Source organism: Streptomyces sp. NPDC006476 (assembly GCF_040612015.1).
Classification (GTDB): Bacteria; Actinomycetota; Actinomycetes; order Streptomycetales; family Streptomycetaceae; genus Streptomyces; species Streptomyces griseorubiginosus_B.
The window spans coordinates 61,499-75,921 of record NZ_JBEXPK010000037.1; the positions used below are offsets into that span (position 1 = coordinate 61,499).

At 71.5% G+C, this 14,423-nt stretch carries 15 protein-coding genes; 11 read left to right on the forward strand and 4 right to left on the reverse strand.

Going from position 1 to position 14,423, the window contains the following annotated elements; translation table 11 throughout:
• Positions 1-861 carry an alpha/beta hydrolase gene (locus ABZZ74_RS33775; RefSeq protein ID WP_356771548.1) on the reverse strand — a complete coding sequence of 287 codons (861 nt, stop codon included), beginning with the start codon at positions 859-861 and terminating at the stop codon, positions 1-3.
• 129 nt (positions 862-990) lie between these two features.
• Between ABZZ74_RS33775 and ABZZ74_RS33780 the strand changes: the two genes are divergently transcribed.
• The 8 genes from ABZZ74_RS33780 to ABZZ74_RS33815 all read left to right on the forward strand — a co-directional run bounded on the left by ABZZ74_RS33780 (position 991) and on the right by ABZZ74_RS33815 (position 8,349).
• Positions 991-1,440 (forward strand): helix-turn-helix domain-containing protein, encoded by a 450-nt coding sequence (locus tag ABZZ74_RS33780; RefSeq protein WP_356771498.1) that lies wholly within the window; start codon positions 991-993, stop codon positions 1,438-1,440.
• Between the two features lie 183 nt (positions 1,441-1,623).
• Positions 1,624-2,655 (forward strand): glutamine synthetase, encoded by a 1,032-nt coding sequence (glnII, locus tag ABZZ74_RS33785; protein ID WP_356771500.1) that lies wholly within the window; start codon positions 1,624-1,626, stop codon positions 2,653-2,655.
• A gap of 155 nt (positions 2,656-2,810) precedes the next feature.
• Positions 2,811-2,933: a hypothetical protein gene (locus ABZZ74_RS33790; protein WP_356771502.1), complete on the forward strand. Its 123-nt coding sequence runs from the start codon at positions 2,811-2,813 to the stop codon at positions 2,931-2,933.
• Between the two features lie 94 nt (positions 2,934-3,027).
• Complete coding sequence (locus ABZZ74_RS33795) at positions 3,028-3,609, forward strand: winged helix-turn-helix domain-containing protein (protein WP_356771504.1); 582 nt, start codon at positions 3,028-3,030, stop codon at positions 3,607-3,609.
• Between the two features lie 57 nt (positions 3,610-3,666).
• Positions 3,667-4,662 carry an SDR family oxidoreductase gene (locus ABZZ74_RS33800; RefSeq protein ID WP_356771506.1) on the forward strand — a complete coding sequence of 332 codons (996 nt, stop codon included), beginning with the start codon at positions 3,667-3,669 and terminating at the stop codon, positions 4,660-4,662.
• 121 nt (positions 4,663-4,783) lie between these two features.
• Positions 4,784-6,049, forward strand: a complete 1,266-nt coding sequence (locus ABZZ74_RS33805) for a sensor histidine kinase (RefSeq protein ID WP_356771508.1) — start codon at positions 4,784-4,786, stop codon at positions 6,047-6,049.
• Complete coding sequence (locus ABZZ74_RS33810) at positions 6,034-6,687, forward strand: response regulator transcription factor (protein WP_356771510.1); 654 nt, start codon at positions 6,034-6,036, stop codon at positions 6,685-6,687. The genes ABZZ74_RS33805 and ABZZ74_RS33810 overlap by 16 nt, the downstream gene beginning before the upstream one ends.
• A gap of 189 nt (positions 6,688-6,876) precedes the next feature.
• Positions 6,877-8,349: a DUF1996 domain-containing protein gene (locus tag ABZZ74_RS33815; RefSeq protein ID WP_356771512.1), complete on the forward strand. Its 1,473-nt coding sequence runs from the start codon at positions 6,877-6,879 to the stop codon at positions 8,347-8,349.
• 80 nt (positions 8,350-8,429) lie between these two features.
• Here ABZZ74_RS33815 and ABZZ74_RS33820 read toward each other — a convergent pair whose 3' ends face one another.
• The gene (locus tag ABZZ74_RS33820) at positions 8,430-8,849 is read right to left on the reverse strand and encodes a hypothetical protein (protein WP_356771514.1); all 420 of its coding nucleotides are present in this window, start codon (positions 8,847-8,849) and stop codon (positions 8,430-8,432) included.
• Positions 8,850-9,008: 159 nt separating this feature from the next.
• Here ABZZ74_RS33820 and ABZZ74_RS33825 point away from each other — a divergent pair, with 159 nt between their 5' ends.
• From ABZZ74_RS33825 to ABZZ74_RS33835, 3 genes are all read left to right on the forward strand, one after another.
• Positions 9,009-9,518, forward strand: a complete 510-nt coding sequence (locus ABZZ74_RS33825; protein ID WP_356771516.1) for a tetratricopeptide repeat protein — start codon at positions 9,009-9,011, stop codon at positions 9,516-9,518.
• 49 nt (positions 9,519-9,567) lie between these two features.
• Positions 9,568-11,490 (forward strand): hypothetical protein, encoded by a 1,923-nt coding sequence (locus ABZZ74_RS33830; protein WP_356771518.1) that lies wholly within the window; start codon positions 9,568-9,570, stop codon positions 11,488-11,490.
• A gap of 137 nt (positions 11,491-11,627) precedes the next feature.
• Complete coding sequence (locus ABZZ74_RS33835; RefSeq protein ID WP_356771520.1) at positions 11,628-12,317, forward strand: TetR/AcrR family transcriptional regulator; 690 nt, start codon at positions 11,628-11,630, stop codon at positions 12,315-12,317.
• 26 nt (positions 12,318-12,343) lie between these two features.
• Here the strand turns inward: ABZZ74_RS33835 and ABZZ74_RS33840 are convergent, their stop codons facing one another.
• Both ABZZ74_RS33840 and ABZZ74_RS33845 read right to left on the reverse strand, forming a co-directional pair.
• Positions 12,344-12,703 carry an isomerase gene (locus ABZZ74_RS33840; RefSeq protein WP_356771522.1) on the reverse strand — a complete coding sequence of 120 codons (360 nt, stop codon included), beginning with the start codon at positions 12,701-12,703 and terminating at the stop codon, positions 12,344-12,346.
• A 35-nt stretch (positions 12,704-12,738) separates the two neighbouring features.
• Positions 12,739-14,355, reverse strand: a complete 1,617-nt coding sequence (locus ABZZ74_RS33845) for a fused response regulator/phosphatase (protein ID WP_356771524.1) — start codon at positions 14,353-14,355, stop codon at positions 12,739-12,741.
• Between the last annotated feature and the right edge of the window lie 68 nt (positions 14,356-14,423).

Consider the following 14,423-nt stretch of genomic DNA (forward strand, 5'->3'; position numbering starts at 1 on the left):
TCAAGGGTTCAAGAACTCCGTGAGGCGGCGGCCGAGTTCGGCGGGTGCGGACTGCGGCAGCGCATGATGGGAGACACCGGGGAGGACCACCGTCTCCACGTGCGGCAGCAGCGCATCCGCCGTCCCCGCCACCTCGTACGTGTCATGTGTCCTGCTGTTCTCGGCCAGGAACAGCAGGACCGGCATGTCCAGCGCGCGCAGCGCGTCCGGGGCCGGGCGCGGACCGGTCACCGGCTTCGACACGGAGGGGAAGCCGGCGGCCGCCTCCTGGAGGCGGAGCCAGTCGGGGTCGAGGGGTGCTCCCCCGGTCTCCCACTCCAGGAACGCCCTGGCCCTGCGGGGCGTGGGCCGCAGCACCGACGGCAGGGCGTGCAGCAGGTACGCCGGCCGGAAACCGGTGAAGCAGGTCGTGGGGTCCAGCAGGAAGAGGCGGCGCACACGCGTGGGTGCGTGCAGGGCGTAGTGCAGCGAGATCCAGCCGCCGTACGAGTGCCCGCCCAGGTCCGTCTCGTCGATTCCGAGCCCGTCCAGGACCGCGTCCAGCCAGACCACCAGGTCGGCGACCGTACGGGGGTGACGGTCGCCGGCCTCGGTACCCCGCCCGGCACAGCCGGGGAGGTCGACGGCGAGGACACGGCGGGTACGGGCGAGCTCGGCGGCCTGGGCGTACCAGCTCGCCGAGGTGGCTCCCCCGCCGCCCGGGAGCAGGAGGACGGCAGGGGCATGGAGCGGGCCGCAGACATTGACGTGCGCCGTGCCGAAGGGGGTGGGCACGGTCACCACCTCCCGCTCGGCGGGCCACTTGGCCATGACCTTGTCGTACGCCGCCAGGAAACCGTCGGTGTCGAACGCGTCCTTCATGGTCACGCCTCTCTGTTCCTCGCTCGGCCATTACCTCGCTCGGCCATTACCTCGGTCGGCCATTACCTCGCTCGGCTATTATCTCGTTTGGCGAGATTCTTGTGGAGCGAGACGATACCGGAGAAGCACATGCAGCCCCAGGGCCCGGAGCTGGAGCTCGTCCATCTGCTGCGCGCGACGGTCGTCGAACTGGGCCTGCACAGCGCGCGGTTCGCGGCTCGCACCGGCATGCATCCCACCGACGTACGCGCCCTGATCGCGCTCATGGACGCTTCCCGGGCCGGTGAGGAGATGACGGCCGGGCGGCTCGGGGCCGGGCTCGGGCTGAACTCGGCGGGGACCACGGCGCTGGTGGACCGGCTGGAGCGGGCGGGACATGTGCGGCGGGTGCGAGCGGTCGGCGACCGGCGCAAGGTGCTCGTCGAGGTGGACGAGCGGGCCGTCGCGCTCGGGTGGGAGCATTTCGGGCCGTTGATCGGCCGCGTGGTGGAACTGCTGCGTGTGTACGACGAGCGGGAGCTGGCCGCGATCCGGGGGTTCCTGGAGGGGGTGCGGGAGGCGGCGGGCGGGGAGGACTGAGCGGGGTGGCGGTCTCACACCGTGAATCGCGCCACACCATCGCCAGGTAACACGGGGTTCACATTCGAGCAATCGACGGGAAATCGCCTGTTGACAGGCTCGCGGGCATCACCGCGGCGTCCCAGTGCCGCAGCGCCGCAGCACCCGCAAGTGCGTCAGACACACCCCCGAAGGAAGTGGCCCGTGACCTTCAAGGCTGAGTACATCTGGATCGACGGCACCCAGCCGACCGCCAAGCTCCGTTCCAAGACGAAGATCATCGCGGGTGAGCCCGCCGGTCTGGACGCGCTGCCGATCTGGGGCTTCGACGGGTCCTCCACGAACCAGGCCGAGGGCCACGCCTCGGACCGTGTCCTCAAGCCGGTCTTCACCTGTCCGGACCCGATCCGCGGCGGGAACGACGTCCTCGTCATGTGCGAGGTCCTCGACATCGACTTCACGCCGCACGAGTCCAACACCCGTGCCGCGCTGGCGGAGGTCGCGGAGAAGTTCGCCGCGCAGGAGCCGATCTTCGGCATCGAGCAGGAGTACACCTTCTTCCAGGACGGCTACCCGCTCGGCTTCCCCAAGGGCGGCTTCCCGGCCCCCCAGGGCGGCTACTACTGCGGTGTCGGCGCGGACGAGATCTTCGGCCGTGACGTCGTCGAGGCGCACCTGGACAACTGCCTGAAGGCGGGCCTGGGCATCTCCGGCATCAACGCCGAGGTCATGCCCGGCCAGTGGGAGTTCCAGGTCGGCCCGCTGGCCCCGCTCGAGGTCGCCGACCAGCTCTGGATCGCCCGCTGGCTGCTCTACCGCACGGCCGAGGACTTCGGCGTCTCTGCGACGCTGGACCCGAAGCCGGTGAAGGGCGACTGGAACGGCGCCGGCGCGCACACCAACTTCTCCACCAAGGCGATGCGCGAGGGCTACGACGCGATCATCACCGCCTGTGAGTCGCTGGGCGAGGGCTCCAAGCCGCTCGACCACGTCAAGAACTACGGCGCCGGCATCGACGACCGTCTGACGGGTCTGCACGAGACCGCCCCGTGGAACGAGTACTCCTACGGCGTCTCCAACCGCGGCGCCTCGGTCCGTATCCCCTGGCAGGTCGAGAAGGACGGCAAGGGTTACATCGAGGACCGCCGTCCGAACGCCAACGTGGACCCGTACCTGGTGACGCGTCTGATCGTCGACACCTGCTGCTCCGCGCTGGAGAAGGCCGGCCAGATCTGATCCGCTCGGCTCCGCCCAGGGGGCGCCCACCGTCGCGGTGGGCGCCCCCTGGCGTTGACGGGCGGGGCGGCGGTACCGGCGACTTCATGTCAAGGAAACGTCCAAGCAGTGAGAGGAGTCTCCTCGTGGGGGCCCGTGTCTGCTTCAATGGGACCATGGCCGGCTTCCAGAACCACACCGCGACGGGTCGCACCGACCTCGAGCCGTTCTGGCCTTCCCGTCAGCACCACGACTTCGACCGGGTGTGTTGCCGCGCGATGAACGCGCCGGCCCTCTAAAGCCGTACAGGTCTCGAGCCGTACACGGTCTTCGGCCGACGCGAACGAGTACGTCCCCTCCGACGAACCTCTCGCGCGAAAGAGCTGACCTCTCATGGCGATCATGCGTTCCGTACCCACCGCTCCGCTCAACACCCCCTCCCCCACCGGTTCCCGGCACCGTCTGCGGGCCGTGGACCGGGACGAGGTGATCGACGTGGCGGAGTTCCTGCCGCCGGGTGCCACCTGGCTGCCCGCGCCCCAGCACACCCTGCCCACGCTGCCCGGACAGCCGCCGATGGTCGGCTACCTCGTCCTCATCCCCGCCGACCGGCCGCACCTCGCCCCGGCCGGCCTCGCCGCGGAGGACCCCGCCGACACGGCGGAGGCCGGTCCGGAGACCGAGGCGCTCGTCCGGATCGACCCCGTGCAGCGCACCGCCTCGGTGGACGGGCGCGAACTCGACCTGACCTACCTGGAGTTCGAGCTGCTCGCCCACCTGGTCACGCACCCCGGCCGGGTGCACACCCGCGACCAGCTCGTCACCACCGTGTGGGGCTACGGGCACGTGGGCGACGGCCGTACGGTCGACGTCCACATCGCCCGGCTGCGCCGCAAGCTGGGCGCCGAGTACCGGCAGGCGATCCAGACCGTCCGCCGGGTCGGCTACAAGTACACCCCGCCGACGGGCCGTTGATCTGCTGACGGCAGAGCACGGTTCCCTCCCGCGGACGGGCCGGGCACAGCCACCGGTATGAGACTTCTGGTGCTGGGTGGTACGGAGTTCGCGGGACGGGCCGTCGTCGAGGCGGCCCTCGGGCGCGGCTGGGAGGTGACCGTCCTCAACCGGGCGCGGCAGCGGCCCCCGGCCGGTGTGCGGGCCCTGCGGGGCGACCGCACCGCGGCCGACGGGCTCGCCGCCCTCGCGGAGGACACCTGGGACGTCGTCGTCGACACCTGGTCGGCCGCGCCCCGGGCCGTGCACGATTCGGCGCGGCTGCTGCGGGGCCGCGCCGGGCGGTATGTGTACGTGTCCACCCGCTCGGTGTACGCCTGGCCCGCGCCGGCCGGGTACGACGAGAGCGCGCCGCTGGTCGAGGGCGCCGAGCCCGATGCCGGCCAGGAGGACTACGCCCGCGACAAGCGGGGGGCAGAGATCGCCGTCGTGGACGCGTTCGGCGCGGACCGTTCCGTGCTGGTACGGGCCGGGTTGATCCTCGGACCGTACGAGAACATCGGGCGGCTGCCGTGGTGGCTGGGGCGGATCGCGCGGGGCGGGCCGGTGCTGGCGCCGGGACCGCGGGAGCTGCCCCTGCAGTACGTCGATGTGCGGGACCTGGCCGAGTGGGTGCTGGGGGCGGCCGAGCGGGAGCTTCAGGGTGCGTTCAATCTGACGAGCCCTCAGGGGTACGCCACCATGGGGTCGTTGCCGGAGGCGTGCGTGGAGGTGACCGGCGGACCGGCGGAACTGCGGTGGGTGGAGCCGGAGGTGGTCCTCGACGCCGGGATCGAGCCGTGGACGCAGTTGCCGGTGTGGGTGCCGGCGGGGAGCGACATGCATGACGTCCTGCACTCCGCGGACGTGTCCCGGGCGGTGGGGGCGGGGTTGAGGTGCCGGCCCGTGGAGGAGACCGTCGCCGACACCTGGGCCTGGCTTCAGGGGATCGGGGGGACCGCGCCGCAGCGGGCGGATCGGCCGTCGGTCGGGCTGGATCCGGTGGTGGAGGCGAAGGTGCTGGGCGGGCGGTGACCGGATCCCGTACCCGGCGTGCTGTGACCGGATCCCGGGCCCGGGGTGTATCTGGCACCACCCCGTGAGCGGGGGGCCTGGCCCCGTGACCCCGGGCGCACGGGCCAGCGAGACTGCTGGCATGAACACCAACACGAAAAGCGGCTCTCTTTCCACGAGGGCCCGGGACGTCGTCGTCGCGGCGGGGCGGGGGTTCGTGCTGGCTCTGGTAAGTCTTCCGGGGGCGGTGCTGGGATTCACCCTCGCGCTCGTGTCCATCGCGCTCGTCCCGGTCGGAATCGGGCTGGTCACGACCCCGTGGGTGCTGAACCGGGTGCGGGCGTTCGCGGACTGGCGGCGGAAGGTGGCGGCCGAGTGGTGCGGGGTGGTGATCCCGTCGGCGTACCAGCCGGTCCCCGAGGGCAGGCCCTGGACGCGGACGTACACGTTGCTGCGCGACCCGGCCGTGTGGCGGGACCTGCGGTGGCTCCAGGTCGACATGACGGCGGGGTACGTCACCGCGGTGCTGCCGGTGGTGCTGTTCCTCTACCCGCTGGAGGGGATCGCGGTCGCGGCCGGGCTGTGGCGGCCCCTCTCCCAATGGGGCGGGTACTGGTACGGGTTCGTCCATGTCACCGACCAGTCCTCCGCGTTCGGCGCCGGCGCGCTGGCCCTCGTGCTGCTCGCCCTCACTCCCCTCGCTCCACGACTGGTGACCGCCCATTTCCGGCTCACCCGTTCCGTACTGGGCGCCAGTCAGCGTGAGCTGGCCGAGCGGGTGCGGGTGCTGACCGAGACGCGCAGGGACGCCGTGGACTCCTCGGCGGCCGAACTGCGGCGCATCGAGCGGGACCTGCACGACGGGGCGCAGGCACGGCTGGTGGCGATGGGCATGGATCTGGGCACGATCGAGACGCTCCTGGACAAGGATCCGGCGAAGGCGAAGCAGTTGCTCGCCCAGGCCCGCCAGTCCTCCGTGGACGCGCTGGCCGAGCTCAGGGAACTGGTGCGCGGCATCCATCCGCCGGTGCTCGCCGAACGCGGACTGGGTGACGCCGTACGGGCGTTGGCGCTGCGGCTGCCTGTTCCCACCGAGGTGAACGTCGAGTTGGGCGGGTGCGCCGAGGCGCCGGTGGAGGCCGCCGCCTACTTCGCGGTCAGCGAGGTCCTCACCAACGCGGTCAAGCACTCCGGCGCGGACCGGATCTGGATCGACCTGCACCACGAGGACGGGCGGCTGCGGGTGACCGTCACGGACAACGGCAAGGGCGGTGCGGTGATCGGGGCCGGTTCGGGGCTGGCCGGGGTGGAACGACGCCTGGGTACATTCGACGGCGTCCTGGCCGTCAGCTCTCCCGCCGGCGGTCCCACCATGGTCACCATGGAGATCCCTTGCGCGTTGTCCTAGCCGAAGACCTCTTCCTGCTGCGGGACGGACTGGTCCGTCTCCTGGAGGCCCACGACTTCGAGATCGCCGCCGCCGTCGAGTCCGGCCCCGAGCTCACCCGCGCGCTGGCCGAGCTGGAGCCGGACGTCGCCGTGGTCGACGTACGGCTGCCGCCGACCCACACCGACGAGGGGCTGCAGTGCGCGCTCCAGGCGCGCCGGAGCAGGCCCGGGCTGCCGGTGCTGGTGCTCTCGCAGCACGTGGAGCAGCTGTACGCGCGTGAGCTGCTGGCGGACGGCAGCGGCGGGGTGGGGTATCTGCTCAAGGACCGGGTGTTCGACGCGGAACAGTTCGTGGACGCCGTACGCAGGGTGGCGGCGGGCGGTACGGCGATGGATCCGCAGGTGATCCAGCAGCTGCTGTCCCGGCGGGCCGCCGACGACCGGCCGCTGGCCCGGCTGACCCCCCGCGAGCTGGAGGTGCTGGAGCTGATGGCGCAGGGACGGTCCAACGCGGCGATCGCCGGGCAGCTGGTGGTGACAGAACGGGCGATCGCCAAGCACACCTCCAACATCTTCGCCAAACTGGACCTGGAGGTGTCGGACGACGACAATCGTCGCGTTCTGGCCGTCCTCGCCTATCTGGACCAGGGCCGGTGATTGACCAGCGATTTTCCGTAACTTCTGCTGCTCAGGCGGCGGTTGGGACACCAAGGACTGGTAAACCTCTGATTTGTTTGTGGGGTGGCTGAACACCCCTGAGGCGGCGCCCGTATCAATGGGCGCCGCTTCACTCCTGTCGGGCGCCTCGATGCCCCGCCAAGCCCGCAAGGAAGTCAGAGGAGTTCCATGGGACGCAACAATCGAAAACGCCGTACGCCGCTGGCCACCAAGGCCATAGCCGCATCGGCGGCCCTAGCGCTCGGTGGGGGCGGGCTGATCTGGGCGAACTTCTACGCCTCGGCGCACGAGTCCAACAACTCGGGGCAGAACCAGACCAAGGCCGCCGCCGCGACGGTGGCGACCATCGCCTGCCCGGACGTCGGCCAGAAGCTGACGAACGTGCCGGCCAAGGCCCAGCAGGGCGTGGCGACGGAGCTGGCGAACCTCGACAAGCAGATCACCGAGGCCTACGCCCGGCTCGCCTCCACGCGTCAGGCGCAGACGCAGGACGCCAGCTTCGTGCAGAACGCGATCGTCGGCCCCCTCAAGGAGAAGCGGGCGGCGACCCTCGACCGGATCCGCATCGACATCCAGCGTGTCGGCGGCCAGGTCGACGCGGCCGGGCTCCAGGCCCTCGCCGCCTGCACGACGATGACCACCAACCAGACCACCGCCGGCCAGGGCAACGGACAGGCCGGCAACGGTCAGGCCGGCGGTGCCCAGAACATCGGCGGTCAGGCCGGCAACGGTCCGGTCGCGGCCGACTTCGTGGACATCACGAAGGTCCAGCCGAACGTCGCCGCCAAGCCGCGTGCCAACGGCAACGGCTCGAAGGGCACCTTCGTCACCCGGTGCGGTGTCAACGCGAACAAGAACCACAACACCGACAACGTCATCGTGGCGCCCGGCGTGACCAACGGCGCGCACCACCTGCACGACTACGTCGGCAACCAGAAGGTCAACGCGTTCGCGACGAACGACTCGCTGATCAAGGACCAGACCAGCTGCCAGAACCAGGGCGACCTGTCGGCCTACTACTGGCCGGTCGTGCGTATCCAGGACGGTACGCAGGACTTCGACCAGAACGCGGACGGCGGCGGCAAGGAGGGCAACGTCGGCAAGATCCTGACGCCCGTCCAGGCGCAGATCAAGTACGTCGGCTCGCCCACCAGCAAGGTCACCGCGATGCCGCAGTTCCTGCGCATCATCACCGGTGACGCCAAGACCACGACCAATGGTCTGGCGAACGCCAACGCGCACTGGTCCTGCACCGGCTTCGAGAACAAGGTCCAGCTGACGACGCAGTACCCGATCTGCCCGCAGGGCAGCAACGTGGTCCGCACGTTCGCCTTCCAGTCCTGCTGGGACGGCAAGAACATCGACAGCGCCAACCACCGGACGCACGTCGCGTTCGCCGACGCCAACGGCAACTGCCAGAACGGCTTCAAGGCGATCCCGCAGCTGACGATGCGCCTGGTGTACAAGATCAACCCGCCGGTCCTGCAGAACGGCCAGGTGAAGAACGCCTACGCGGTGGACGGCTTCCCGGACCAGCTGCACAAGGCGGCCACGGACCACGACGACTTCATCGCGGTCTTCAAGAACAACCTGGCGAACACCATCGCCAACTGCATCAACCAGGGCCGGCAGTGCCAGTGACCCACTGAGCGTGTGACCGACCGAAGAAGGCCGGTGGCGGGATCTCCCGCCACCGGCCTTCCGGTGTGTGCAGCAGGGGTTCAGCCGCTGTGGCTGCCGCCGTGCTGGCTGTGGTTCGTGCCGATCTCCTCCTCGCCGCCCAGCGTGGTCTGCAGCGCCTTGACGACCTTGTCCTCGCCGACGGCGACCCACTTGCGGCCCACGAGATAGAAACCGCCGTAGTCCTTCGCGTCGTTGATCCACTCGCGCTGGCCGCGGTCGGTGGCGAAGGTGGCGAAGACGTACTTGCCGTCGGAGGTCTTGCAGATGGCCTGGCGGACCTCGTCGGAGTCGATCTGCATGTCCGGCTTGCACTTCGCCTTGGCGGCCAGACTCTCCAGGCTGCCGGTGGCGGTGACCGGCACCTTCGCGGCCGCGTCACTGTCTCCGGACCCGCAGCCCGTCAGCACCAGGACGGCCGCGGCACCGGCCACGGCGAGCATCGGTCGGGTCAACCTCATCTGTTCCTCCGGGTCGCTCTGCCATCTGGGCCTGGGCCCGGGCGGCAGATCGGAATGTGCCGCCCGGGCCCAAGAGCCCGTTCCCTTCCATACGGCTGTGGGGGGCGGGGTGCTCAAATCCGGTGGGAGTCAGGGTACGGGTGTGCGAAAGTACGGTCCGTGAATCAGGACTGGGAAGATCGCGTGGCGGCCGCTTGGGCCGCCTTCGACGACTACGCGGAGGAGGACGCCGGGGACTTCCGGGCCGTGATCGACGCGCTCGCCGCCGAACTGCCCGAGGACAGCCCGCTGGGGCTGTTCGAGCGGGCCTGCGCCTGGGACTCGACCGGCCACTCGGACAGGGCGATCCCGCTGTACCAGGAGGCGCTGGACCGGGGGCTGAGCGAGGTCAGCGGGTACAAGGGCAGGCGGGCCAAGATCCAGTTGGCCAGTTCGCTGCGGAACCTGGGGCGGGCCGAGGAGGGCGTCAAACTGCTGACGCCCGAACTTCAGTCCCCCTCGGACGAGTTGGACGACGCGGTACGAGCGTGTCTGGCGCTGTGCCTGTCCAGCCTCGGCCGGGACCGCGAGGGTCTCTCCCTCGTGCTGGGCGCCCTCGCCCCCCATCTGCCGCGCTACCAGCGCTCGATGGCGAACTACGCGCGGCTGCTGGTCGAACCCGGGGAGTGAGTCCCTCGGGTGGCGGTGACCATCCGACGATTCGCTCGTTCTGCTGAACGTGCAGTCACAGGATGTCGCCCCGCACCCCGCACCGTCCTCCGCCGAGCCGGTCGTCGACGTCGAGCAGGCCGAGGCCGCGCTCGTCGAGCACTACCCCCGGCTGGTCCGGCTCGCCTACCTGGTGCTGCCGCCGAGCCTGGGCCGCAACCGGCGCGTGGTGACCGCCCATGCGCTGGTCCAGCGCGCCCTGCCCAGGGGCAAGGCCTCGGCACCCGTGATCCCGGCCCAGTCCAAGGGCCGGGACGGCGACCCGGGCTACGCCTTCGTCCGGCTCCAGGTGCTGCGGACCGCCCTGGAGGCGGGCCTCCCGCTCCGGTTCACCGCGTGGCCGAGACGCTCCCAGCTGCCGCCGCTGCTCCCCCAGGTGTGGGGCCTGCGCCTGTTCCCCCGCTCGGGCGGCGCCGACGAACTCGCCCTGGACCAGCGGCTGTCGACGCTGTCCGGCCCGGGCCGCGCCGCCTATGTCCTGCGCGGCCTGGAGCGACTCCCCGACGGCGACGTCCGCGCGATCCTCATGGCGGCCGGCTGCGAGGACGTGGACGAGGCGCTGAACGAGGCCGACGAGATCCCGGCGGCACACCATCCCCACCTGGACTCCCCCGAGTTCGACCCCTGTTCGCTGCACGCCCGGCCCACCGACCTGATGCGGCGCCGGCAGCACACCCGGGCCGCGCTCGCCGCCGCCGCGGCCCTCGCGGTGTGCGGGGCGCTGCTCGCCCTGCCCGGCGGCGGCTGGGGTCCCGACGGCGCGGCCGCTCCCGCCTACGCGCAGAACCCGGCCGCCGAGGCCGCCCTCGACCCGGCCAAGCTCCTCCGTGTCCCGCCCACCGCCTGGCAGTCCTCGGCCCGCACGGACTTCTCCGTCTGGCCGGCCCGCGGCGACCTCACCGGCGACAAGCCGCTGCTGCGCCGTGCCCTCGCCGTCTGGGCCCGCCCCAGCGAGCACGTCCAGGTCTCCGCGACACCCGACACCCCCTCCGGCGGCCCCGCCGGCCCGCCGCAGCTGCTGTACGCGGGGAACGTCGACAGCGCACGGGTGGTGATCCTGTACGACGGGCTGCGCATCGCCCGTTACGCCGAGCCGAAGGACGGCGCCAAGGGCGCCGCGCTCGACTTCGCACGGGTCGACGGAGCGGACCGGACCGAGGCGAGCGCGCTGGTGCTGGGCCGGGCCGACGGCAACGTCCGCTATCTGACGGCGCCCTGGGTGACCCGGGCCGCCGAGCGGGACCTGCTCAAGCCGGGCGCCGGCGCGATGGACCTCGGCCCCACCGAGGGCATCACCTCACCCCTGGCCAGTGCCGCCCAGCAGACCGGTAGCTGCACCTCGTGGAACGTGCTGCAGCTGACCGACGACACGGGCACGCATCTGCTGACCGACCTCGGGGAACTGGTGCCGGCCCGCCTCACCACCGGGCGGCCCGGCGCGAGTCGTGACGCCTCCGGCGCGGAGGGGCTGCGCGCCTGGGCGCCGTACGCCTGCTCGCTGTCGGCGATGCGGTCGGCGGGGGTGCGCGGTGTCAACGCCTGGACGTATGCCGCCCAGGCGCTGCCCGAGGCGAGCGGTTCGGCGGACTGGGTGTGCACCCGGGCCGAGACGTGGAGCGGCGCCGGCCCGCGTGTGCTGGCCCAGTTCCGCACGCCGGGCGGGACGTACGGGGCGGTCGCGGCGAAGGCCGAGAACTCACCGGCGTGCGGCACGAAGGATCCGCATGTGCTCGCCGGGGTGCTGTGGAAGTCGGAGGCGGGGCACTGGTATCTGCTGGCGGCGGGCAGCGAGGGCACGGCGTCGATCGGCGCGTCCGGCGGGATCACGGGTTCGGCCCAGGGGAAGTCGCTGGTCGTGCGGGCCCGCCCGGGCGCGCAGGCCGAGCTGAAGGCGACCCTGACGGACGGACGGGTGCTGAGCGGGCTCGGCTGACCGGTCAACACCCGCCAGCAGCAGCGGAGTTCGAGTCCGAGGGTGCTCTCGCCACCGGCCCACGCCGCCGCGCAGATGTGAACACCCTTGGTCGGTCCCGTCCGTTCGGGGCCGGATCCGATCGGTAAGGTGTTCGTATGACCACCGGAGTACGCCGCAGAATGGGAGTCGAGGAGCGGCGGCAGCAGTTGATCGGCGTCGCCCTCGAACTGTTCAGCCAAAGATCTCCCGACGACGTCTCCATCGACGAGATAGCAGCCGCCGCGGGCATCTCCCGGCCGCTGGTCTACCACTACTTCCCCGGCAAACTCAGCCTGTACGAGGCCGCGTTGAGGCGTGCGGCGGAGGATCTGGCGAGCCGGTTCAGGGAGCCGCACCAGGGTCCGCTGGGGGCGCGGCTGCTGCGTGCGATGCACCGCTTCTTCGACTTCGTGGACGAACACGGGCCCGGTTTCTCGGCGTTGATGCGCGGCGGCCCGGCGGTCGGCTCCTCCAACACGAACGCGCTCATCGACGCCGTACGGCAGGCCGCGTATGACCAGATCCTTTCGCATCTGGGCGTGGAGGACCCGCCCGCGCGGCTGGAACTGGTCGTCCGCTCCTGGATCTCGCTGGCCGAGTCGACCGCGTTGATCTGGCTGGACGGCCGGCGCATCCCGCGCGCCGAGCTGGAGGCGCAGCTGGTGCACGACTTCGCCGCGCTGGCCGCGGTGAGCGCCGCCTACGACGACGAGATGGGCGCGCTGCTGCGCAAGATGGTCAAGGACGAGCCGGCCGACGGGCCCTTCGCGGACCTGGTCGCCCGGCTGCTCGCCCTGGCGTCCTGAGGTGGGCCCGGCTCCCGGACCGGGCCTCAGCGCTCGAACTTGCGGTAGGAGGGATCGAGGTCACGGACCTCGGCGGAGGCGTGCAGGGTGGCGTGGCCGTCGTCCTCGACGTGCTTCTTCAGCAGCTCCAGGACGGCCTCGGTCAGCCGCGCCTTGGTCTCGTCGGTGCGGCCGGCGAGCAGCCCGATGGTGACGTGCACGACGGCGTGACCGAGGTCCACGGGGTCCTCGTAGCCGAACACGGTGACCTGGGACGCCCGGAACTGCGTCTTGCAGGCCTCCGGCTTGGCGGCGGCGATCTCCACGAGCGCGTGGTGCAGGTCCAGCGCGAAGCCGTCCCGGTCGAACGAGATCTCTTTCGAGTGGTCGACGGTGATCTGCGGCATGGGCACCCCTGTTCTACGACGGCTACCGGCTCACCCTAGTTCCTCAGCTGCAGCGCCAGCATGGCGATGTCGTCCTCGCGGTCGTGGCCGAAGGAGGCCAGGAGGGTGTCGCACAGGGCGTCCAGGCCGGGAAGGGCGCCCACGGCGGCCGCGCGCAGGTGCTCCATGGAGTCCGTGAGATCGGTGCCGCGGGTCTCGATCAGACCGTCGGTGATCATCAGGAGCCGGTCGGTGGGCTCCAGGAGCAGCTCGGTGGGCGGCGGATGGGGCAGCCCCACGCCGAGCAGCGGACCGGACGCCTTGACGTACTCGGCGCTGCCGCCCGCCCCGAGGATCAGCGGCGGCACATGCCCGGCGTTGGCGATCCGGGCTCGTCCACTGGCCGGGTCGATCAGCGCCAGGCACACGGTGGCGGTGACCTCGGCATGGTAGCGCTGGAGCACCCGGTCCAGCCGCTCGGCGAGCACCGCGGGGTCGCTCTCGTCGACGCAGTAGGCGCGCAGCGCGTGCCGCAGCTCGACCATGACGGTCGCCGCGTCCAGCGAGTGCCCCACGACATCCCCGACGGCGGTGAGGACGCCCTCGTCGACCCGCAGCGCGGCGTAGAAGTCGCCGCCGATCTCGGTGTCGCTGGACGCCGGCACATAGCGGACCGCGAGGTCCACGCCCGGCAGCTCGGGCAGCCGTTGCGGCAGGAAGCTGTGCTGGAGGGTGAGCGCGACATGCCGCTCCACCTGGTACATCAGCAGCGGTTCGGCGGCCAGCGCGGTGGCCTGGGCGAGCTGGGCCAGCAGCGCCTCGCCCTCGGGGCTGACCCGGCGCAGCCCGCGGGTGGGCGTTGCCAGGCAGACCGGCGCCTTGCCGTCCTGGGTGAGCACCAGCGCGAGGCGCGCGTCGTGCTGCACGCCGGGCCGGAAGAACCCGGTGGGCCACAGCGGGGCGGGCACGGTGGTGATCTGCACCCCGGCCTGTCCCCGGGTCAGCCGGCGCAGCAGGCTCGCCACGGCCCGGTGGGCGCCCTCGTCGGGCAGGGCGAGCGCGGTGCGGTCCCGGGACAGGCCCCGGTAGAGCTCGTCGTCCTGGTCGAGCACGAACACCGCGGCCGGGCAGCCGATCAGCCGCGCGGCGCCTTCGGCGGCCACCTCGGCGAGTTCCCGCAGGGAGCGGGCCGCCTGGATGGTCACGATCGTCTCCGACAGCAGCTGCAGTCGCCGTACCAGCGCCTGGTCGTCGGCGCGCAGCCGGGCCGCGCGGACCGCGGAGCGCACCACCGCCTCGATCTCCTCGGGCTCCGCGGGCACCGTCAGATACGCCTCGGCGCCCGCGTCCAGGCCCTCGCAGCGGTTGGTCGGGGCCACGGACAGGGCCGAGAAGTGCACGACCGGCAGCCCGGCCATGTGCGGCCGGTCCTTGAGCCGGCGGCACAGTTCGAAGCCGCTCATGTCGGGCAGGTGCACGTCGACCAGGGCCACGTCGGGCAGGGTGCCCTTGCGCAGCCGTACGTCGATCTCGGCCAGCGCCTCGGAGCCGCTGGCGACCGTGACGACCTCGTGGCCGGCGCGCCGCAGCACGGTGCCCATGGCATACCGGCTCGCGGCCACGTCGTCCACTACCAGCACGGTCGTGCCTGTCAGTTTGCCGTTGACGTCCATCTCCAGCCCTTGGACAGCACCGGTGGGACAGACCCGGGTGACGGGCCTGTCCCACCAAAGGTTATGCC